General features: G+C 62.5%; 14 protein-coding genes and 2 pseudogenes. 11 read left to right on the top strand and 5 right to left on the bottom strand.

Annotated elements, in window-relative coordinates; genetic code table 11:
* The first annotated feature begins 5 nt into the window (after positions 1 to 5).
* Positions 6 to 1,019, top strand: coding sequence for an AraC family transcriptional regulator (locus GV818_RS25550; protein ID WP_161755850.1), 1,014 nt, complete (start codon positions 6 to 8; stop codon positions 1,017 to 1,019).
* Positions 1,020 to 1,035: 16 nt separating this feature from the next.
* Here GV818_RS25550 and GV818_RS25555 read toward each other — a convergent pair whose 3' ends face one another.
* Complete coding sequence (locus GV818_RS25555) at positions 1,036 to 1,509, bottom strand: Lrp/AsnC family transcriptional regulator (protein ID WP_161755849.1); 474 nt, start codon at positions 1,507 to 1,509, stop codon at positions 1,036 to 1,038.
* A 188-nt stretch (positions 1,510 to 1,697) separates the two neighbouring features.
* Between GV818_RS25555 and kynU the strand changes: the two genes are divergently transcribed.
* The 3 genes and pseudogenes from kynU to GV818_RS25570 form a co-directional block, all read left to right on the top strand.
* Positions 1,698 to 2,948, top strand: coding sequence for a kynureninase (gene kynU, locus GV818_RS25560; RefSeq protein WP_161777850.1), 1,251 nt, complete (start codon positions 1,698 to 1,700; stop codon positions 2,946 to 2,948).
* A 130-nt stretch (positions 2,949 to 3,078) separates the two neighbouring features.
* A pseudogene (locus tag GV818_RS25565) lies at positions 3,079 to 4,492 on the top strand (amino acid permease); the annotation flags it as partial.
* A pseudogene (locus GV818_RS25570) lies at positions 4,479 to 4,976 on the top strand (transposase); the annotation flags it as partial. The pseudogenes GV818_RS25565 and GV818_RS25570, both read left to right, overlap by 14 nt.
* Before the next feature lie 457 nt (positions 4,977 to 5,433).
* Here GV818_RS25570 and GV818_RS25575 read toward each other — a convergent pair.
* Genes GV818_RS25575 through GV818_RS25585 form a run of 3 tightly spaced genes read right to left on the bottom strand, consistent with a single transcriptional unit; the run spans position 5,434 to position 7,381 of the window.
* Positions 5,434 to 5,805 (bottom strand): MerR family transcriptional regulator, encoded by a 372-nt coding sequence (locus GV818_RS25575; protein ID WP_161755846.1) that lies wholly within the window; start codon positions 5,803 to 5,805, stop codon positions 5,434 to 5,436.
* Positions 5,806 to 5,864: 59 nt separating this feature from the next.
* Complete coding sequence (locus GV818_RS25580; RefSeq protein WP_161777851.1) at positions 5,865 to 6,440, bottom strand: NAD(P)H-dependent oxidoreductase; 576 nt, start codon at positions 6,438 to 6,440, stop codon at positions 5,865 to 5,867.
* A 56-nt stretch (positions 6,441 to 6,496) separates the two neighbouring features.
* Positions 6,497 to 7,381 (bottom strand): LysR substrate-binding domain-containing protein, encoded by an 885-nt coding sequence (locus tag GV818_RS25585; protein ID WP_161777852.1) that lies wholly within the window; start codon positions 7,379 to 7,381, stop codon positions 6,497 to 6,499.
* A 744-nt stretch (positions 7,382 to 8,125) separates the two neighbouring features.
* Here GV818_RS25585 and GV818_RS25590 point away from each other — a divergent pair.
* Positions 8,126 to 8,890 carry a sulfite exporter TauE/SafE family protein gene (locus GV818_RS25590; RefSeq protein WP_161777853.1) on the top strand — a complete coding sequence of 255 codons (765 nt, stop codon included), beginning with the start codon at positions 8,126 to 8,128 and terminating at the stop codon, positions 8,888 to 8,890.
* 9 nt (positions 8,891 to 8,899) lie between these two features.
* On the opposite strand, the gene GV818_RS25595 is transcribed toward GV818_RS25590, so the two are convergent.
* On the bottom strand, positions 8,900 to 9,214 hold the full coding sequence (locus GV818_RS25595) for a putative quinol monooxygenase (RefSeq protein WP_161755842.1): 315 nt from the start codon (positions 9,212 to 9,214) through the stop codon (positions 8,900 to 8,902).
* 203 nt (positions 9,215 to 9,417) lie between these two features.
* Here GV818_RS25595 and GV818_RS25600 point away from each other — a divergent pair, with 203 nt between their 5' ends.
* The 6 genes from GV818_RS25600 to GV818_RS25625 all read left to right on the top strand — a co-directional run bounded on the left by GV818_RS25600 (position 9,418) and on the right by GV818_RS25625 (position 17,344).
* The gene (locus GV818_RS25600; protein WP_161755841.1) at positions 9,418 to 10,008 is read left to right on the top strand and encodes an NAD(P)H-dependent oxidoreductase; all 591 of its coding nucleotides are present in this window, start codon (positions 9,418 to 9,420) and stop codon (positions 10,006 to 10,008) included.
* A 75-nt stretch (positions 10,009 to 10,083) separates the two neighbouring features.
* On the top strand, positions 10,084 to 10,995 hold the full coding sequence (locus GV818_RS25605) for a LysR substrate-binding domain-containing protein (protein WP_161755840.1): 912 nt from the start codon (positions 10,084 to 10,086) through the stop codon (positions 10,993 to 10,995).
* A gap of 612 nt (positions 10,996 to 11,607) precedes the next feature.
* Entirely contained in the window at positions 11,608 to 13,275 is a 1,668-nt protein-coding gene (ggt, locus tag GV818_RS25610; RefSeq protein ID WP_161777854.1) for a gamma-glutamyltransferase, read from the top strand.
* A gap of 213 nt (positions 13,276 to 13,488) precedes the next feature.
* The gene (locus tag GV818_RS25615) at positions 13,489 to 14,934 is read left to right on the top strand and encodes a SulP family inorganic anion transporter (RefSeq protein WP_161777855.1); all 1,446 of its coding nucleotides are present in this window, start codon (positions 13,489 to 13,491) and stop codon (positions 14,932 to 14,934) included.
* A gap of 199 nt (positions 14,935 to 15,133) precedes the next feature.
* Positions 15,134 to 16,483 (top strand): gluconate:H+ symporter, encoded by a 1,350-nt coding sequence (locus GV818_RS25620; RefSeq protein WP_161755837.1) that lies wholly within the window; start codon positions 15,134 to 15,136, stop codon positions 16,481 to 16,483.
* Positions 16,484 to 17,344: a MurR/RpiR family transcriptional regulator gene (locus tag GV818_RS25625; RefSeq protein ID WP_161755836.1), complete on the top strand. Its 861-nt coding sequence runs from the start codon at positions 16,484 to 16,486 to the stop codon at positions 17,342 to 17,344.
* Position 17,345 lies beyond the last annotated feature (1 nt).

Consider the following 17,345-nt stretch of genomic DNA (forward strand, 5'->3'; position numbering starts at 1 on the left):
CCGTGATGAATAGCAAGGCTGATGGGCAGTTTCGCGAGATTCGTATCGATCGCTATGACCTCGAAGGGGCCAGGAACTGGATGGCGGGGATCTGCGGGCCTCACCGCCTGGAAACCGCGAACCCCGAACGAATCCGTTTTCATCACAGTGCCAATGTGCTCAGGTCACGCTCCACGACCCTGGGCATCATCGAGTACGGCACCGACGTGGTGGTGGATATCGAGGACACCGAACGCTTCAGCAGCTACAGCCTGAGCTTGCCCCTGTGCGGTGAGCAGGAGTTGAACAAGGGCGGGCGCTTGCTGCGTTCGGACCGCGACCAGGGTGTGATCATTGCTCCCAATGAAAGCCAGGTACTGGCCATCTCCGGCGATTGCCGCAAGCTGCAGGTGGTGATTTCCCGGCCGGCCATGAGCGAGGCCCTGGAGGCCTTGTTGCAACGTTCGGTGCAGCAGCCGCTGTGCTTCGAACCGAGCATGGATGCACTGCACGGTGCGGCTGCTTCCTGGTGGCGCATGGCGCAGCACTTCATGGGCGAGCTGGCCCAGGGCAACGAGCTCTACGAGCAGTTGGCCTTTACCCGGGAAATCGAGAACTCATTGATCAAGGGGCTGATCCTGGCCCAGCCCAACAACTACTCCGAAGAGCTGCGGGCGACGCTCGGGGTCAAGCTGCCGCATTATCTGGTGCGGGCTCGCCAGTACCTGCACGAGCATGCCCGTGAGGCGGTGCACATGGAGGACCTGGAGGCGGCGGCCGGGGTGTCGCGCTTCAAGTTGTTCGAGGCCTTTCGCAAATACTTCGCCCTGTCGCCGATGGCTTATCTCAAGCGCCATCGGCTCAATGGCGTGCGCCAGGAAATTCTCGAGTACGGCGCGGCACGCAATATCTCCGAGATTGCCCTGGGCTGGGGCTTTACCCACCTGGGAAGGTTTTCCGCGGAATACCGCAAGCTCTTCGACGAAGCGCCGAGCGCCACCGCGCAGCGTCATCCGCTGCGGCGTCCGGCGGGTTTCTAGGACGCTGGGGCTGGGGTTACTTGCGCAGTACCAGGTCCAGCAGGCCGTCCTGTTCCTTGATCTTCTGCAGGACGATTTCCGAGCGGATGTCGGTGACCCCGGACGCGCGGTTCAGGTGATTGACGATGAAATCCGAGAAGTGCTTGAGGTTGCGTGCCTGGATGCGCAACACGTAGTTGCTGGCGCCGGTGATCACATACCCCGCGACCACTTCCGGCCATTGCTGGACCTTGCTGATAAAGGTCTCGTGCCACCCTTCCACGTCCTGGCGCAGAGACACATGGACGATGGCCTCCAGCTCGACACCCAGGCGCTCGGCGTTGAGCTGGACGCGGTAGCCGCTGATCACCCCGTCGGCTTCGAGCATGCGCAGGCGGCGCAGGCAGGCGGAGGGCGAGAGGGCGACTTTCTCTGCCAGCTCCTGATTACTGATACGTCCATCCTGTTGCAGGAAGTGCAGGATGCGCAGGTCGGTGGAGTCGAGGGTCATGGCTGGCATAAATCCGCGTTTTTTATTGGAGGATTAGAATTTTATTCGAGATTAGTACGGGAACACGCTGCACTTTGCACGAAAATTCTCTGCTGCTTCGTCCATTATTTCCTCAGTATGCGGGTTGCCCAGACCCCGTGCCCGCCCCCTGGACGGCGGGCATGACATTGACCAAGACAGGACCTCCAATGATCAATAAAAACCACTGCCTGACGCTCGATGAACAGGACCCTCTGGCGCCACTGCGCCAACAGTTTGCCTTGCCCGAGGGGGTGATCTACCTCGACGGCAACTCCCTCGGAGCCCGTCCCCTGGCTTCCCTTGAGCGGGCCCGGCAGGTGATCGAGCAGGAGTGGGGCGATGGCCTGATCCGCAGCTGGAACAGCGCCGGCTGGCGTGACCTGCCCCTGCGCCTGGGGGATCGCCTGGCGCCGCTGATCGGTGCCGGTGCCGGCGAAGTGGTGATCACCGACACCACCTCGATCAACCTGTTCAAGGTACTCAGCGCGGCGTTGCAGGTACAGGCCGAGCGCGCCCCGCAGCGCCGGGTGATCGTCTCTGAAAGCAGCAATTTTCCGACTGACTTGTACATCGTCGAAGGCCTGACGCAGTTGTTGCAACGCGGCTATTCCCTGCGCCTGGTCGACAGCCCGGAGCAGATTCCGGCGGCCATCGACCAGGACACCGCGGTGGTCCTGCTGACCCACGTCAACTACAAGACCGGCTACATGCACGACATGCAGGCGGTCACTGGGCTGATCCACGAAGCCGGTGCCCTGAGCATCTGGGACCTGGCTCACTCCGCCGGCGCCGTGCCGGTGGCGCTGACCCAGTCCGGCGCCGACTACGCGATCGGCTGCACCTACAAATACCTCAATGGCGGCCCCGGTTCCCAGGCGTTCGCCTGGGTGGCCCCGACGCTCTGCGACCTGGTGACCCAGCCGTTGTCCGGCTGGTTTGGCCATGCCCGGCAGTTCGATATGGCCACTCACTATGAGCCCAGCAGCGGCATTGCCCGTTACCTGTGCGGCACCCAGCCGATCACCTCCCTGGCCATGGTCGAATGTGGCCTGGAAATTTTCGAACAGACCGACATGCAGAGCCTGCGCCGCAAGTCCCTGGCCCTGACCGATCTGTTTATCCAATTGGTGGAACAGCGCTGCGCCGGCCATGACCTGAAGCTGGTGACCCCGCGGGATCACGCCAAGCGTGGCAGTCACGTGAGCTTCGAGCACCCTGAGGGCTACGCGGTGATCCAGGCCCTGATCGCCCGGGGCGTGATTGGCGATTACCGTGAGCCACGGATCATGCGTTTCGGTTTCACCCCGCTGTATACCCGCTTCAGCGAAGTCTGGGATGCGGTGCAGATCCTCGGTGAAATCCTTGATCAGAAAACCTGGGCCCAGGCGCAGTTCCAGGTGCGTCACAGCGTGACCTGATGCGGTGTTTGTCGCCGCGGCCACAGGCAGTGGCGACAGCAAGCCAATACCCACATGAGTCAGATAGCGGCGCAGGGAGGCGCCGAAACATTGATCAACGCGTGCACATAACAATAAAGAGGCACTGAACGTGACCACCACCAACAAGGGTTTTGAAGCGATTTCCAATCGCGAGCATGGCCTCAGGCGGCAGTTGACCGCCGGCCAGATGAGTATGATCGCCATCGGCGGGGCCATCGGCACCGGGCTGTTCATGGGCAGTGCCTACGCCATCGGCTATGCCGGGCCCAGCGTGCTGCTGAGCTATGCCATCGGCGCGCTGATCACCCTGCTGTTGATGGGCTGCCTGGCGGAAATGACCGTGGCCCATTCCACTTCCGGCTCTTTCGGCGCTTATGCCGAGTTCTACGTCAGCCCGCTGGCCGGTTTCCTGGTGCGCTATGCCTACTGGGCGGCCATCGTGCTGGCGGTGGGCGCGGAGGTCACGGCCATTGCCATGTACATGAAGTACTGGTTCGCCAACGTCCCGGAATGGGTGTGGATCATCTCCTTCTCCAGTGTGCTGATCCTGCTCAACGCCATCAGCGTGAAGACCTTCGGCAACTTCGAGTACTGGTTCTCCACCATCAAGATCGCTGCCATCGTCGGCTTCATCATCCTTGCGGTGTATGTGGTATTCGGCTCTGGCAACCCCGACTACGGGGTGCACAACTACAGCGCCCACGGCGGTTTCTTTCCCAACGGTTTCGAGGGCATGTGGATCGCGGTGATCGTGTCGATCTTCAGCTACTTGAGCGTCGAGATGATCGCAGTGGCGGCCGGTGAGGCCGAGGATCCGCAGCGTGCGGTGAAGCAGGCCTTTCGCGCGACCATCGTGCGTCTAGTGGTGTTCTACCTGCTGACCCTGGCGTTGATGCTGGCCATCGTGCCCTGGGTGCAGGCGGGCAAGGCCCAGAGCCCGTTTGTCACGGTGATGCAGACCATCGGCATTCCCGGGGCCACCGGGGTGATGAACTTCGTGATCCTGATTGCCGCCCTGTCGGCGATGAACAGCCAGCTCTACATCACCACGCGGATGATGTTCAGCCTGTCCCGCGCCGGCTACGCACCCAAGTCGATGGGGGCCTTGAGCAAGAGCGGGATTCCGCTGAATGCCTTGCTGCTGTCCAGCTCCGGCATCGGCCTGGCGACCCTGATCAACGTGCTGTACCCGGAAAGTTCATTCACCCTGATGATGGCGATCTCGATGTTCGGCGCGATCTTCACCTGGTTCATGATCTTCCTCACCCACTACTGTTTCCGCCGTTATCACCAACGTCACGGCGAGCAGCAGCTGTCGTTCCGCATGCGCCTGTTTCCCTACAGCACCCTGCTGGGGCTGGTGCTGATGGGCGCGGTGATGATCACCACCTTTTTCACCGACGCGTTCAGGATGACCCTGGTGTTCGGGGTGCCGTTCCTGCTGTTGCTGACCCTGGTCTACTACCTGTGCTTTCGTAAGCCGAGGACGGTCGCCGGATTGTCCGAGGTCTGAGGCCACGCCTCCCGGATGTCCAGCAGCTTGGCGTGTTCTCGTACGTATCGGTGGAGGCCCGTGTACCGGCCGATCACCCCATTCGTAAGCTTCGCATCCTGGTCGATACGATTCTCCGCGAGCTGAACGATCTGCTGGACACCCGCTATGCGGACGCTGGGCGGCCGTCGATTCCGCCGGAGCGGATTCTCCGGGCATCGCTGTTGCAGGTTGTGTATAGCGTGCGTAGTGAGCGACTGCTGATGGAACAGATGGACTACAACCTGCTGTTCCGTTGGTGCGTTGGGCTCAACGTGAACGACTCGGTGTGGGACCACTCCACGTTCTCGTTCAACCGGGATCGGTTGTTCGATGGCGAGATTGCGCAACGGTTCTTTGAGCATTCGGTGCTGTTAGCGCGGATGCGTGAGCTGGTCAGCGACGAGCACTTCTCGGTCGATGGCACGCTGTTGGAGGCATGGGCCTCGCATAAGAGCTTCCGGCGCAAGGAGGGTGGTTAGGTCTCGCCACCGTGCGAGGCTGGGTCACCTGGGGCTTTGCGGCTTACAATGTGATCCGCCTGGGCGGAATCGCTGGGTGGTGGCAGCCATCCGCGACTTGAGTTGTGGTGAGTGTCACGCTTGCGCCGAACGAGCTGACTTGAAAATCGAAAGCCTTCAAAGGAGCTGCGCATGACAAATTGGCAACGTGGTGACTTAGTCGAGCTAGACGGCCTTCTTGCGGTCGTGGTCGGCATTGAGGGGGATCCAAATGTCCCCGAGGAGCACATCGCAGTTTGGTTTGGTGCCCCAAGTTGCATCCGAACGTCCAAGGGCGGAGCTGGTGGAGCGAGTCCGGAGGTTTGGACGGTGCCAGCGGACTTGTTCGTGCGAGCCGCTGAGCCTGATTGGCGTCACTGATAATTGAATTTTCTATCGGAATGCATTTTTCTGCTCCTTTCTCAACGACCTGCTAGAGGCTGCCCAGGGGGCACTCCTCGCGGGCTTGTTGCAGGCTGGTCTCGAAGATTTCGAGCCGGCCCTGCAACTGCTGCAAGTCATCGATCTGCTGTTGCAGTTCGCGCTTCTTCTGCGCCAGGGCCGCCTGGGCCCGGTCCCAGGGAAAGGCCTGCCCCTTGTGGGTGACGAACACCTGCTGCAATTCCTTGAGCTTGAAACCCAGTTGCTGGGCGCACTTGATGAACATCAGTTGCTCGACGCTCTGGGCGTCATAGAGCCGGTAGCGACCCTGGCGGGGCGCCTCGGGCAAGAGGCCGATAGCCTCGTAATGGCGGATGCTCTTGATGGTGGTTCCGGACAGTTGCGCGGCTTGGCCGATGTACATGAAAACTCCTTTTCGGTACCGGGTGGCGGGCAGACAGCGTTGCGCATTATCCGGCGGATTCACTGCCTGGCAAGGTACTGCGCCTGCATCAGCCAATCGGCCTTGCGTTCTTCACTGGCGTCCAGCACCGGACCAAAGGTCAGGGTACGCAACGGCTTGATGCCACAGAAGGCCAGGGTGGTGCGGCGCATCTGCTGCAGGCCGGGCATGCGGTAGAACCAGCGGAAGTACCAGGGCGGGGTGTCCATGGTCACCAGCAGGTGGGCGGTGCGGCCCTTGAGCAGTTGTTCCGGGAAGGCTTTGCCGGGGCGGTACTTGAAGGCGAAGCCCGGCAGCAGCACACGGTCGAGAAAACCCTTCATCAGCGCCGGAATGCCGCCCCACCAGATGGGGAAGACCCAGGTCAGGTGCTCGGCCCAGAGGATGTCAGCCTGGGCCCGCTGCAGGTCTTCTTCCAGGGGCTGGATCTGACGATAGCCTTCACGCAGCACCGGATCGAAGTGCAGGTCGCCGAGCCTGAGCTGGCGCACTTCATGACCGGCGTCCTGCGCCGCCTTCATGTAGCGCTCGCTCAATGCCGCGCACAGGCTGTGGCGCGAAGGGTGGCCGAGAATCACCAGGATGCGTTTGCTCATTGCCGTGGTCCTTGAGGAACAAACCCCAAGGCTAAGGTCTGCCCCTAAGGGGAGAGTCAAGGTGCCTGCAGTGCCAGGCACAAGCTCTGGGCATACAGCGGCAGGCCCTCGAAGTCGCGGGCGCACAGCAGCAGCAGCCGGCGCCGGGCCCAGGCCTCACTCAAGGGCCGGGATTGCAGCGCCAGGTGCGGGTTGCGCTGCAGCGCGGCCAGGGGCACCACTGCCAGCCCGGCACCACGGGCCACCATGCGCAGCAGGGCATCGAAACCCTCGGCGCGAATCCGCAACTGCATGCGTCGGCCCAGGTGCAGGGCCTGCTCTTCCAGGTACACCGCCAGGGCGCTGTGGCTGGCGAGGCCGACGTAGTCATGGGCCAGGGTGTCGCTGAAACTCGGGCTCGGTTGGCTGCTCAGGGCATGTTCCCGGGGCATCACCAGCACCAGGGGATCGTCGCGAAACGGGCGGGTCATCAGCCCCTGGGTGTCCACGGCGTCGGAGACGATGCCCAGCTCCGCCGCGCCCTGGCGCAGGGCGTGGGTAATGCGCTGGCTGGGCAGTTCCTGCAGGTCGATATCCACATGGGGCTGGCTGTGCAGGAAGTCCGCCAGCACCTCCGGCAGGTACTCGCTCAGGGCAGTGGTATTGCACAGCAGGCGCACCTGGCCCTTGACCCCCTTGGCGTACTCGGCGAGGTCCTGTTGCAGGTGGTCGGCGTACAGCAGCAGGGTCCGGGCGTGCTGGGCCAGGGCCTGGCCGGCGGCGGTCGGGCTGACGCCCCGGCGTCCGCGCTGGAGAAACGCGATGCCCAGCGAGGCTTCCATGGCGCGGATTCTGGCGCTGGCGGCGGCCAGGGACAGATGGCTGCGAGTGGCGCCGGCGGTGATATTGCCGGCCTCGAGAATGTTCAGGTACAGCCGCAGGTCGATCAGATCGAAGTGCATGGAGCCTCCCTCGGGGAACCGGGTCGGTGTAGGAGCCGGCTTGCCGGCGAAGGGGCCCTGAAGTTTTGCACAGGCCTTGGAAACGCCTTCGCTGGCAAGCCAGCTCCTACGGATGTATCGGCAATAGTTTTTTCGTAGGAGCCGGCTTGCCGGCGAAGGGGCCCTGGAGTTTTGCACAGGCCGTGGAAACGCCTTCGCTGGCAAGCCAGCTCCTACGGATGTATCGGCAATAGTTTTTTCGTAGGAGCCGGCTTGCCGGCGAAGGGGCCCTGGAGTTTTGCACAGGCCTTGGAAACGTCTTCGCTGGCAAGCCAGCTCCTACGGATGTATCGGTAATAGTTTTTTCGTAGGAGCCGGCTTGCCGGCGAAGGGGCCCTGAAGTTTTGCACAGGCCTTGGAAACGCCTTCGCTGGCAAGCCAGCTCCTACGGATGTATCGGCAATAGGTTTTTCGTAGGAGCCGGCTTGCCGGCGAAGGGGCCCTGGAGTTTTGCACAGGCCTTGGAAACGCCTTTGCTGGCAAGCCAGCTCCTACGGATGTATCGGCAATAGGTTTTTCGTAGGAGCCGGCTTGCCGGCGAAGGGGCCCTGAAGTTTTGCGCAGGCCTTGGAAACGCCTTCGCTGGCAAGCCAGCTCCTACGGAGGTACGGGCAATAGGTTTTCGTATGTGCCTATTGCCTGGAAAGAGGCTGGCTCAGTATATGGCAGATTTTCAGCGTGGCGAGCAGGGCGCAGGATAGGCCCATGAACAGCTCACTCGCGTTTTATCAGAACCTCGGAATCACCCTGTCGCTGTTGGTGATCTGTACCTTTGTGCTGGCCGGCATGGTCAAGGGGGTGATCGGTCTCGGGCTGCCCACCATTGCCATGGGGCTGTTGGGGCTGGCTATGGCTCCGGCGCAGGCTGCAGCCTTGCTGATCATTCCGGCGACCCTGACCAATCTCTGGCAACTGGCCTTTGGCGGGCATCTGCCGGCCTTGCTCAAGCGCCTGTGGCCGATGCTGCTGGCGATCTTGGTCGGCACCGGGGCCGGTTCCCTGTGGCTGGGGATCGATGGCGGGCATTGGGTGGTGCGGGGATTGGGTGCGGCCTTGTTGCTGTATGCCCTGAGCGGTCTGTTGTTGCCGACCCTGCGGGTGTCGGCGGCCCAGGAGCGCTGGCTGGCGCCGCTGTGCGGGCTGGTCACCGGAGTGATCACCTCTGCCACCGGGGTGTTCGTGATTCCGGCAGTGCCCTATCTGCAGGCCCTGGGTTTGAACAGGGATCAACTGGTGCAGGCCCTGGGCCTGTCGTTCACCGTCTCGACCCTGGCCCTGGCCGGCGGATTGCTCTGGCGCGGTGCCCTGGGTAGCGCCGAGCTGGGGGCTTCATTGCTGACCCTGGCCCCGGCGCTGTTGGGCATGTGGCTGGGGCAATGGCTGCGCCAGCGCATCAGTGCCTTGCTGTTCAAGCGGGCGTTCTTTATCGGCCTGGGCCTGCTGGGCGGGCATCTGTTGATCAGCGGCTAGACCTTCTGCTCAGCGGCCAGTTGCGGCCGGGCTGAGCATGTCGATGGCGCGGATCTCGAAGTCCTGCTGCAGATAGTCCATGCGGGCGTCGAGGAACTGCTGCATGTGCGGCAGGCTGGAGTGGATCTCCAGCGCCTCCGGCGAGGCCCAGACTTCATAGAAAATGAACAGGCTCGGGTCCTGCCGGTCCCGCAGCATGTGGTATTCGATGCAGCCTGCTTCGGCGCGACTGGCCGCAACGTGCCCGAGGAAGAAGGCTGCGAAAGCGTCGGCGCGCTCGGGACGGGTCTTGGCGTGAAGGATAAAGGCCTGGGGCGTGGACATGCTGAAAGCACTCGCTGCGTTGGAAGGGAGTGAAAATTCTAAGGCAACAATCCGCTATCGATTCGTGCGTTTGAGTCAAATGTATTTTGAACAACCCGGGCTTATTCTCCGGCCCTTGCCTGATTAACCTGCCGCCATCGTTTTCAATCTTCACAGCCCGCCGCCACCGATGCGCAACGGGTTGTTCCCGATGAGGCTGGATCATGAAAAAAGTACTGCTGCTCAATGGCGCCAAACAGTTCGCCCACTCCGATGGCCGCTACAACGCGACCCTGCAGGATACCGCCCTGGCGGTGCTGGATCGTGGCGGCCTGGACGTCAAGGTCACCCACATCGATGCGGGTTACGACGTCCAGGAAGAAGTGGCGAAGTTTCTTTGGGCCGACGTGATCATCTACCAGATGCCTGGCTGGTGGATGGGCGCGCCGTGGATCGTCAAGAAGTACATCGACGAAGTCTTCACCGAGGGCCACGGCAGCCTCTACGCCAGCGACGGCCGGACCCGTTCCGACGCTTCGCAGAAGTACGGCAGCGGCGGCTTGATCCAGGGCAAGCAGTACATGCTCTCGCTGACCTGGAACGCACCGCAGCAGGCTTTCGACGACCCCAGCGACTTCTTCGAAGCCAAGGGCGTGGACGCGGTGTATTTCCCGTTCCACAAGGCCAATCAGTTCCTCGGCATGAGCGGCCTGCCGACCTTCCTCTGTGTCGACGTGATGAAGCGCCCGAACATCGAAGGCGACGTTCAGCGCTACGAAGAACACCTCAAGGCGGTGTTCAATCTCAAAGACTGAATCCGGCTACTATTGAGTGCCTTGAAGCGGATCACTTGCTTTGTGGGTGCCATCCACTGCTGACAGAGGACTCATGTGAAAGCCAGATCCGACGAATTGCAGGTCTTTGTCTGCGTCATCGAGTGCGGTTCGATTTCCGCCGCCGCCGAGCAATTGGCACAGACCCCTTCGGCGGTCAGCCGCACCTTGTCGCGGCTGGAGGCCAAGCTCGATACCACGTTGATCAACCGCACTACGCGGCGCATGGACCTGACCGAGGAGGGGCGCTATTTCTTCGAGCAGGCCAAGCTGATCCTTGATCAGATGGATGAACTCGAAGAGCGGCTCTCCTCCCGCCAGCGCAATCCGTCAGGGCGCCTGCGGATCAATGCGGCGTCACCGTTCATGCTGCATGCCATCGTTCCTTATGTGGCCGAGTTCCGTCGCCTGTACCCGGATATCCAGTTGGAGCTCAACAGCAACGACCTGATCATCGACCTGCTGGAACAGAGCACCGACATTGCGATCCGTATCGGCGTGTTGGCGGATTCGACCCTGCATGCCCGCTCCCTGGGTTGCAGCCCGCTGCATATCCTTGCCAGCCCGGAGTACCTGGCCCGGCACGGAACACCACAAAGCGTGGCGGAACTGGCCAACCACACACTCTTGGGGTTCACCCAGACCGAGACCCTCAACCATTGGCCGCTGCGCCATGTGCACGGCGACCGCTGGCAGATCCAGCCAGGCATCAGCGCCTCCAGCGGGGAAACCCTGCGGCACCTGGCGCTGGCGGGGCAAGGGATTGCCTGTCTCTCGCACTTCATGACCATCGATGACATCCGCGCCGGGCAGCTGCAACCGGTGCTGGCCTCGTTCAACAGCGGCTATCGCCAGCCGATCAACGCGGTGTATTACCGCAACTCGCAACTGGCCCTGCGCATCCAGTGTTTCCTCGATTTCATCCAGGGCAAGCTGGCGGACTACGCCAACCCGGAGTTCCAGGGCTGACTCCCGCGCTTCCCCCTTCTATTGCATGGGCCGGCTTGCCGGCGAAGGGGGCTTTGGATTTGGTTTCAGGCTTGAGAGCGCCTTCGCTGGCAAGCCAGCTCCTACAGTGAGCGAGTGCCGCGGATTGTTTGGCAACGCAGCCCTTGTAGGAGCCGGCTTGCCGGCGAAAGGGCCCTTGGATTTTGCTCCGGGCTTGGGAGCGTCTTCGCTGGCAAGCCAGCTCCTACAGTGAGTGCCGCGGATTGTTTTGGCAACGCAGCCCTTGTAGGAGCCGGCTTGCCGGCGAAGGGGGCCTTGGATTTGGCTTCGGGCTTGAGACCGCTTTCGCTGGCAAGCCAGCTCCTACAGTGAGGGAGTGCCGCGGATTGTTTTGGCAACGCAGCCCTTGTAGGAGCCGGCTTGCCGGCGAAGGGGGCCTTGGATTTGGCTTCGGGCTTGAGAGCGCCTTCGCTGGCAAGCCAGCTCCTACACAACCCGATTCCCACACAAACCCGCGCCTGCATCACTCGGTGGTTGCAGGTTGGGACGGGCGTACCGCGATTGGCGATTGCTCAAACCTTGGCCCCGGGCCTAAGGTTCTTCCCGTTCGATAACAAGAAAAGGAAGGACCTTATGCGCATCCTGTTGTTCAAGACCCTGGCCCTGACGGCCGCCATTGCCGCCAGCAGTTCAGCCTTCGCCGTGACCCTGGAAGGCGGCGCGGTGGCCGCGCCGAATCAGTACGGCGCCGATGTCGCGGCGCAGATCCTCAAGAAAGGCGGCAACGCGGTGGATGCCGCAGTGGCCACGGCCTTTGCCCTGGCCGTGACTTACCCCGAGGCCGGCAATATCGGCGGCGGCGGTTTCATGACCATGTACATCGACGGCAAACCCTACTTCCTTGATTACCGGGAAACCGCGCCCAAGGCCGCGACCCGCAACATGTACCTGAATGAAAAGGGCGAGGTGATCGAGAACCTGAGCCTGGTGGGTGCCCGTGCTGCCGGGGTCCCGGGAACCGTGATGGGCCTGTGGGAGGCGCACCAGAAGTTCGGCAAGCTGCCCTGGAGCGAGTTGCTCACGCCAGCAGTGGGCTATGCGAAAAACGGCTTCAAGGTCGCCGACAAGCAGTACCAGTATCGCGAGGATGCGCTGAAGCTGTTCAACGGCACCACCAATTTTGGTGACTACTTCGGCAGCATGAAGCCGGGTGAAACCTTCCGTCAGCCCGAGCTGGCCGCGACCCTGGAACGGATTGCCGACCAGGGCGCCAAGGAGTTCTACAGCGGCAAGACCGCCGACTTGCTGGTGGCGCAGATGCAGGCCGACAAAGGCCTGATCAGCAAGCAGGACCTGCAGGACTACAAGGTCCAATGGCGCCAGCCGCTGCAGGTGACCTTCCGTGGCAACACCCTGTACACCGCACCACCGCCGAGTTCCGGCGGGGTCGCCCTGGCTCAGTTGATCAGCATCAAGGAAGACCGCGCAGCGGACTTCAAGGGCGTCGAACTGAACTCGGCCAAGTACATTCACCTGCTGGCGGAAATTGAAAAGCGAGTGTTCGCCGACCGTGCCGACTACCTCGGCGACCCGGCGTTTTCCGAAGTGCCGGTCAAGCAACTAACCGATCCTGCGTACCTGAAAAAACGTGCCGCCGAGGTCAACCCCAACGCCATCTCGCCTACCGAGAAGGTGCGCCCGGGGCTTGAGCCGCACCAGACCACGCACTTCTCCATCGTCGATGCCCAGGGCAACGCGGTGAGCAACACCTACACCCTGAACTGGGATTACGGCAGCGGCGTGGTGGTCAAGGGCGCGGGTTTCCTGCTCAACGACGAGATGGACGATTTCAGCGCCAAGCCCGGCGTGGCCAATGCCTTTGGCGTGGTCGGTGGCGATGCCAACGCCATCGCCCCCGGCAAGCGCATGCTGTCGTCCATGAGTCCGAGCCTGGTGACCCGCGACGGCAAGGTCACCCTGGTGCTGGGCACGCCCGGTGGTTCGCGGATCTTCACCTCGATCTTCCAGGTGCTGAACAATCTCTATGACTACAACCTGCCGCTGGAAAAAGCCGTGGCCGCGCAGCGCGTGCATCACCAGTTGCTGCCCAAGGACACCATCTACTTCGACGCCTACGCGCCGCTCACCGGCAAGGTTGCCGATGAGCTGAAAACCATGGGTTACACCCTGGAGGACCAGGGCTGGGAGATGGGCGATATCCAGGCGATCCGGGTCAACGGCACCCAGCTTGAAACCGCTTCCGACCCACGCGGCCGCGGTGTCGGCAAGGTCGTCAAATAACCGTTGAACCCCTGTAGGAGCCGGCTTGCCGGCGAAAGGGCCCGCCAGCCTGGCGCCAAATCGAGCGGCCTCTTCGCCGGCAAGCCAGCTCCTACAGTTCTTTGTGCAGGCTGCGACGGCCGGCTGGTCGGCGGCGGCTCAATTCCGTAACATTCCCTGACTTCTTCCCGCTCTCCCCAGGGCCCGTCTGCCGGCCCGCCCATCAGGTCAATCATGAAAGCAAAACGTCTGCGTGCCGATGTCCTGGCCGGACTCACCACCTCGTTCGCCTTGCTCCCCGAATGCATCGCCTTTGCCCTGGTGGCCCACCTCAATCCGTTGATGGGGCTGTATGGCGCCTTCTTCATCTGCACCCTGACCGCGCTGTTCGGCGGCCGGCCGGGCATGGTTTCCGGGGCTGCCGGTTCCATGGCCGTGGTGATCGTCGCCCTGGTGGTGCAACACGGGGTGCAGTATTTACTGGCCACCGTGCTGCTGGGCGGTTTGATCATGGTCGCGTTCGGCCTGCTGCGCCTGGGCAAGCTGGTGCGCATGGTGCCGCACCCGGTGATGCTGGGCTTCGTCAACGGCCTGGCGATCGTCATTGCCCTGGCTCAGCTGGAGCATTTCAAGAGTGCTGGGGTTTGGCTCAGCGGCTCGCCGTTGTATCTGATGGCCGGGCTGGTGGCGCTGACCATGGCAATCGTCTACCTGCTGCCACGGCTGACCCGCGCGGTGCCGCCGGCGTTGGTGGCGATCCTCGGCGTCGGCCTGCTGGTCTACCTGCTGGGCCTGCCGACCCGCACCCTGGGGGACATGGCGCATATTGCCGGCGGCTTGCCGAGCCTGGCCTGGCCGAATCTGCCCTGGACCGCTGAAACCCTGGGCATCATCGCGCCCTACGCATTCCTGATGGCCATGGTCGGCCTGCTGGAAACCCTGCTGACCCTGAGCCTCACCGATGAAATCACCGAGAGTCGTGGTTATCCGGACCGCGAATGCGTGGCCCTGGGTGCGGCCAACATGGTTTCAGGGATGTTCGGCGGCATGGGCGGCTGCGCCATGATCGGCCAGACCGTGATCAATCTCAGCTCCGGCGGCCGCGGGCGTTTGTCCGGCGCTGTGGCCGGCGGCCTGATCCTGCTGTTCGTGCTGTTCCTGTCGCCGCTGATCGAGCGCATTCCCCTGGCCGCGCTGGTGGGGGTGATGTTCGTGGTGGCGCAGCAGACCTTCGCCTGGGCTTCCCTGCGGGTGGTCAACAAGGTGCCGCGCAACGATGTGCTGGTGATCCTCGCGGTCACCGTGATTACCGTGTTCACCGACCTGGCCATTGCGGTGTTCTGCGGCATTGTCATCGCCGCCCTCAACTTCGCCTGGCAGCAGGCCCGCGAGCTATATGCCGACAGTCACTTGGAGGCCGATGGCAGCAAGCTCTATCAGTTGCACGGGACCTTGTTCTTCGCTTCCACCACGGCGTTTCTCAACCAGTTCGACTCGGCCAATGATCCGTTGCGGGTGACCATTGATTGTCGTCATCTGAATTTCGTCGACTACTCGGCGATTGCGGCGTTGAACACCCTGCGTGAGCGTTACGCCAAGGCCGGCAAGCACCTGCGGGTGTTGCATGTGTCGGAGCGCTGCAAGAAGTTGCTCAAGCGCGCCCGGGTGCAACACGACTGAAACCAATGGGCCAGCGGTTCGCTGTAGCGGATGAAAATACCCGCTGCCTATTTTCATTTCATGGCCCATCACTTAGCTGTTCACGACAAGGCCGGCCTCTTTACGAAAATTAGTTTCACTTGGTTTGAATATCACTTCGTTAAGTGATTAAAGAATTTCACAACCATTCTAAAGTGACGCTGTTTTCAAGGAGGACGCCATGGCTCCTGCAACGGGTTATTGGCTGCTGGGTTACGCCGCAGTCGCGATCATTGCGCTGATCGTGTTGATCGCTCGCTATCGCTTGAACCCCTTTATTGTCATCACCCTGGTATCTGTCGGCCTGGCGCTGATGGCCGGCATGCCGCCTTCCGGGGTAGTGGGTGCCTATGAGGCCGGGGTCGGCAAGACGCTCGGCCACATCGCCCTGGTGGTGGCCCTGGGCACCATGCTCGGCAAGCTCATGGCCGAATCCGGCGGTGCAGACCAGGTGGCGCGGACCCTGATCGATCGCTTCGGTGAGCGCAACGCACACTGGGCCATGGTGTGCATTGCCTTCCTGGTGGGCCTGCCGCTGTTCTTCGAGGTGGGTTTCGTGCTGCTGGTGCCGATTGCCTTCACTGTGGCGCGGCGGGTCGGGGTCTCGCTGCTGATGGTGGGCTTGCCGATGGTTGCCGGGCTGTCGGTGGTTCACGCCCTGGTGCCGCCGCATCCAGGGGCAATGCTGGCGGTGCAGGCCTATCAGGCGTCGGTGGGGCAGACCCTGCTCTACGCGCTGTTGATCGGCGTGCCCACGGCGATCATTGCCGGCCCGGTGTATGCGCGCTTCATCGTGCCGCACATTCACCTGCCGGCAGAGAACCCACTGGAGCGGCAGTTCATTGCTCGTGAGCCGCGCCTGCGCCTGCCGAGTTTCCGCCTGACCATGGCCACCATCCTGCTGCCGGTGGTGCTGATGCTGATCGGCGGCTGGGCCAACCAGATCGCCGTGCCAGGCACCGGTCTCAATCAGTTCCTGCTGTTTATCGGCAACTCGGTGATCGCCCTGCTGGTGGCGACTCTGGTGAGCTTCTGGACCTTGGGACTGGCCCAGGGTTTCAACCGTGAGGCGATCCTCAAGTTCACCAACGAATGCCTGGCACCGACAGCCAGCATCACCTTGCTGGTAGGGGCCGGCGGCGGTCTCAACCGGATTCTCATCGACTCCGGAGTGACCGATCAGATCGTTGGCCTGGCCCATGAGTTCCAGCTGTCGCCGCTGTGGATGGGCTGGTTGTTCGCGGTGCTGATGCGGGTGGCTACCGGTTCCGCTACCGTGGCCTTGACCACCGCCTCGGGGGTGGTAGCACCGGTGGCCGTCGGCCTCGGTTATCCCCATCCGGAATTGCTGGTGATTGCTACCGGTGCTGGCTCGGTGATTCTGTCCCACGTCAACGACGGCGGCTTTTGGCTGGTGAAGGAATACTTCAATATGACCGTCATTCAAACCTTCAAGACCTGGACCGTGCTGGAGACGCTGATCTCTGTGATCGCCTTCGGCCTGACCCTGGTACTCGCGGAGTTGCTGTAGATGGACATTCTTTATCAGATCCGCTCGCGCCTGGATCTGCTCAGCGCCGGGGAAGGGCGGATCGCCCGATTGATGCTCGACGATGTCGGGTTTGCGGCATCCGCCAGCCTCGACGAACTGGCCCGGCGCGCTGAAGTCAGCCCCGCCACCCTGTCACGTTTCGCCCGCAGCGTCGGCTGTCGCGACTTGCGCCAGCTGCGCCTGCAACTGGCCCAGGCCAGTGGGGTCGGCAGCCGTTTTCTCGACCCGGCCGGAGCCCCTGAACAATCGGCTTTCTACCGGCAGATCGTCGGCGATATCGAGTCGGCCCTGCACCAGCATCTGGCTGGTTTCGAGGAGGCACAGTTTGCTGACGCGGTGCGCTTGCTGGGGCGGGCGCGGATGATCCACGCCTTCGGCACCGGCGGCTGTTCGACCCTGTGCAGCGATGAACTGCAGGTGCGCCTGGTGCGTTTGGGTTATGCCATCGCTGCCTGCCACGACCCGGTAATGATGCGGGTCACCGCTGCCGCCCTGGGGCCGCAACATGCAGTGATTGCCTGCTCCCTGACGGGCATCACTCCCGAGCTGCTGGATGCGATAGCCCTGGCCCGCAGCTACGGTGCCGGAATCCTCGCCATCACCTTGCCCGACTCGCCCCTGGCGCAGTTGGCCGATGTAGTCTTGCCCCTGCACAGCGCCGAAACCTCGTTCATCTACAAACCCACTGCCGCCCGCTACGGCATGCTGCTGGCCATCGACGTCCTGGCCACCGAGCTGGCCCTGGCCTTGCCGGACGACAACCAGGAGCGCCTGCGACGGATCAAGTTGGCCCTGGACCATTACCGTGGCGGCGCCGACTGCCTGCCCCTGGGAGACTGAC

Origin of the sequence: Pseudomonas sp. Fl4BN1, assembly GCF_009908285.1 — a bacterium.
Classification (GTDB): domain Bacteria; phylum Pseudomonadota; class Gammaproteobacteria; order Pseudomonadales; family Pseudomonadaceae; genus Aquipseudomonas.